Raw genomic sequence first — 3,757 nt, forward strand, 5'->3', positions numbered from 1 at the left:
CACCTCGCCACCGCCTCCGCGCGGCCCGGGAAGACCGCCGCCACCGCCGCCGGCTCCGCCGCGGCGGCGTTCGTCGTGCACGGCGGCGACGACGCGCCGCCCGGGCGCGGGCTGCTGTGCGCCGCCGGGGCGGAGCCGGTGCCGTTCCAGGCGGCCCGGGTCACCGGCCGGATCCCCCGTACGGCGACCGCCCGGCCCACCGTCGTCCCGCTGGAGTGGGCCCGTATGGGCTCGCCCCCGACCAGCCGCCCCCTGCGGGAACTCGGCAACGGGCCCACGGACCTGGCCCTGCTCGCCAGCGCCCTGCAACGCGCCGCCGGCTCAGCCACCACCACCCGCACCCCGCCCCCGTAACCCGGTCGCTGCCACCGCCCGCGCCCCGCCCGGTCAGCCCTCCCCGGCCCCGCCGCAGCCGCCGCAGCCGCCGCACGGCTCTACCCGCAGCGCCCGGACCGCCGGCCAGCCGGCGCCGCGGTCCGGGCGGGAGGCGGAGACGGCGATGCCGCCGGTGGCCACCGGGCCCGGGGCCGTGGCGGTCAGCGTGACCGTGCCGTCGACGCGCAGCTCCGCCCGCCTGCCGCTGACCGTCAGCTCGATCCGGTGCGCCGACGCGCCCGCCAGCCTCCGCACGGTCGCCGCACCCCCGTCTCCGGTCAGCCGGGCCCTGCCGTACGAGACCCGCGCCCGCACCGGCGTCCCGCCGACCCGGGCGGTCAGCCCGAACGTCGCGCCCCGCGGCGCCAGTCCGGCGACGTCCGCCCGGACCGTGTAGCGGTCCCAGTCCGCGGTGGCGTGCGGGGCGTACTCCGCGTACCGGTAGCCGCCCGCGCGCCGCCCGCGGCCGTCGCGGAACGGGAAGTCACCGGCGGCGGTACGGCGGCGGTCCGCGGAGCGCCAGGCGCCGCGGTCGGTCAGCGGCGCGGCCTCGGCCGGCCGGGGGGTACGCCGGGCCACCTCCCGGACCAGTGCGCCGGCCGTGGTGCCGGACAGCACCTCCAGGCGTTCGAACCGGCCCCCGGCGGCGGCCCGCCGGCTGGGCGGGAGCGGGGTGGCGCTGCGGTTGGTGAGGGCTGCGGTGAACAGCCGGCCCACGACCTCGTCTGTGAAGCCACGTCTCTCGGAGAACGGGTAGGAGAAGAGCACGGGGCGGGGCAGGCCGTGCTCGGCGAACGCGGCCAGCGACCGTTCGAGGTCCCGCCGTGCGGCGCCCGGGGAGACCTCGGCCGCGCCGCGCCGGTGCAGGTCGTGGCTGTGGCTCTGCAGGTCCCAGCGTCCGCTCTCCCGCATGCGGGCAGCCTCCGCCCAGGTCAGGTAGTAGGGGTGGGTGCGGCCGGTCCGGCCGGTGATGAGGAACGCCGAGCCGTGCATGCGGTGCCGGGCGAGGATGCGGTCGGCGTACGCCCACAGGCCGCGGGTGCCGTCGTCGAAGGTGAGCAGCACGGAGCGCGGCGGCACCGGCCCGCCGGCGGCGTAGGCGGCGAACTGCCGGGCGGTCAGCGTGCGGTAGCCGGCGGCGCGCAGCGCGGTCAGGTGGGCGTCGAAGCGTTCCGGGGTGACGGTGTAGCGGCTGCCGGAGCGAGGGCGGATGTCGTGGTACGCGAGGACGACCGGCGCGGCGCGGTCCGGCAGGCTGGCGCCCAGCGCCCGCCACGCGGCGCGCCGTTCGGGGCCCGCCGCCGCGGCGGCGGCCTCGGGCGGGGCGTGCTGCGCGGTGACCTGCCCGGCATCGGCGTGCAGGTGCCAGGCGACGGCGAACGGCGCGGTCAGAACGGCGGCGGAGAGCAGGCCGAGGCACGCCCGCGCCAGCCGGGCGGGCACCGCCCGCACCGCTCCCGCCCGCAGCCTCCGCACCGCCCGCATTCCCCGCACCGCCCGCGCCCTCACAGCCCGGGCCACTGCGGCCACCGGCCGCGGCCGAGGACGAGCAGGTAGAGCGCGGCGACGAGCAGGGCGGTGAGGGCCGTGGCCAGGGCCGCGGTGAGGCGTCTCATGTGGCGCTCCGCGACCAGACACCGCGGCGGATGGTGAGCAGCGACCACGCCAGCAGCCAGGACAGCAGGGTCGCGGAGAGCAGGCTCATCAGCGGCCGGTAGCGCCAGCGGGTGCTGCCCGGGTGGTCGAGGCGGAACGCGGCACCCCACACCGCGCCCTTGAGCAGGATGCCGGCGAGATAGAGGAGGGTGAGCACCGCGGCGCCGGTCAGCGGCGCCCAGACCAGGTGGCGGACGGCCATGACGGGGGCGACCAGGACCCAGAGCACGTGCCCGTAGTAGAGGACGGCGGCGCCGGGGCCGCAGCGCCAGATGAAGGTGCCGGTGAAGAAGATGTTGCGGATGAAGCTCTTCTTCCAGCGGACCTGCTGCCGCAGGAACGGGCGGAGCCGGGCGGGCACGGTGGTGTGCACGGTGGCGGAGCGGACGTAGCCGGTGCGCCAGGGCAGCTCGGGGTGGTCGGCGGCGGTGACGAACGGCGAGTCGGCGTGCCGCTCCTTGAGGCGGCGGCCCAGCCGGCGCTGGCCGAGGACGTAGCCGGTGAGCTGGCGGTCCGTGGCGAAGCGGAAGTCGCGGCCGAGGAAGCGGTCGTCGGCCCAGGCGGGCAGGTAGTTGTAGACCGCGTCGCGGCGGAAGACGGCCAGCGGGCCGGAGATGCAGGTGACGGCGCCGAAGACGGCCTCGGCTGCCTTGCCGATGCGGAACTGGCCCTCGTACCAGACGTCCTGGACGCGGGTGAGGAGGGTGTCGTCGGCGTTGAGCGCGCGGGCGTGCCCGCCGACGGCGCCGAGTTCGGGGTGCGCGACCAGGGCGGCGACGCAGCGGGAGAGGGCGTCCGGGGCGAGTACGCAGTCGGAGTCGGTGAAGGCGAGGACGGCACCGTCGGCCAGGGCCGCGGCGCGGACGAGGGCGCGTTTCTTGCCGACGTTCGTGTCCAGGCGGACGACGCGGACGGGGAGTTCGGCGGCGAGGGCGCGCAGGATGGCCGGGGTGCGGTCGGTGGAGGCGTCGTCGACCACGATGACCTGGGTGTCGGGGTGGTCGTCGACGACCATGGAGCGTACGCACGCCTCGATGCGGTCCTCCTCGTCCTTGACGGCGAGGAGAAAGCTCACCCGGGGGTGGGCCGGCAGGGCGGGGAAGCCGGCGGCGTTCCGGGGGCGGCGGCGGAGGGTTCCCTCCGCGGGGTCCTCGTAGTGGACGTAGGCGATGAACAGCATGGCGGTGGTGCCCGCCAGCACGAGGAAGCCGTAGCCGAGCAGCAGGGGCGCGCGGATGAGTCCGGGCGCCCGGGCGGCGAGGAGTACCAGCAGCGGGGTGAGGGCGAGCAGGGTGATCAGGCGGCGCAGCGCGTGGCGGACGCCGGGGTCGGCGGGCGCCGGCCGGGCCGTGGCCGTCGCCGGCCGGGTGGTGGCCTTCATACGAGGTACCTGTGCTTGAGGCTGTCGAACCGGTAGGTGGCGTCGAGGACGGGGCCGGGCTGGGCGTGGAGCCAGCCGGTGTCCTGTCCGGGGTGCAGGGTGTGCACCAGGACCAGGTCCCAGCGGGCGCCGCCCGGGTCCGGGTGGCTGTGCAGCAGCCGGGTGCCCAGGCGGAGTTCGGGGACCAGCGGATCGGTGTACGCGACGTCGGCGCCGGCCTCGGCGAGGTCGGCCATGATCGCGAGCGCGGGCGACTCGCGGCAGTCGGCGACGCCGGGCTTGTACTCCGGGCCGGCCAGCAGCACGCTCGCGCCCCGGTGCACGCCGCCGCCGGGCGCGGCGGCG

The 3,757-nt window shown here is 77.5% G+C and carries 3 protein-coding genes and 1 pseudogene; 1 reads left to right on the forward strand and 3 read right to left on the reverse strand.

Features of this window, described 5'->3' with window-relative positions; all coding sequences use genetic code 11:
- A pseudogene (locus tag ABD317_RS34465) lies at positions 1-354 on the forward strand (cell division protein FtsK); the annotation flags it as partial.
- A 33-nt stretch (positions 355-387) separates the two neighbouring features.
- On the opposite strand, the gene ABD317_RS34470 reads toward ABD317_RS34465, so the two are convergent.
- The 3 genes from ABD317_RS34470 to ABD317_RS34480 all read right to left on the reverse strand — a co-directional run.
- Entirely contained in the window at positions 388-1,851 is a 1,464-nt protein-coding gene (locus ABD317_RS34470; protein WP_344295420.1) for a polysaccharide deacetylase family protein, read from the reverse strand.
- Between the two features lie 136 nt (positions 1,852-1,987).
- A complete protein-coding gene (locus tag ABD317_RS34475) occupies positions 1,988-3,412 on the reverse strand; it encodes a glycosyltransferase family 2 protein (RefSeq protein ID WP_344295423.1) in 1,425 nt (474 codons plus the stop codon).
- On the reverse strand, positions 3,409-3,757 hold a 349-nt coding region (locus ABD317_RS34480; RefSeq protein WP_344295426.1), incomplete at its 5' end, for a UDP binding domain-containing protein. The genes ABD317_RS34475 and ABD317_RS34480, both read right to left, overlap by 4 nt.

Source organism: Streptomyces synnematoformans (assembly GCF_039531005.1).
Taxonomy (GTDB): domain Bacteria; phylum Actinomycetota; class Actinomycetes; order Streptomycetales; family Streptomycetaceae; genus Streptomyces; species Streptomyces synnematoformans.

Excerpts from the sequence above, each read along its gene's own strand:
- ABD317_RS34475 (WP_344295423.1), bottom strand. The coding sequence starts at position 3,412 with ATGAAGGCCACCACCCGGCCGGCGACGGCCACGGCCCGGCCGGCGCCC.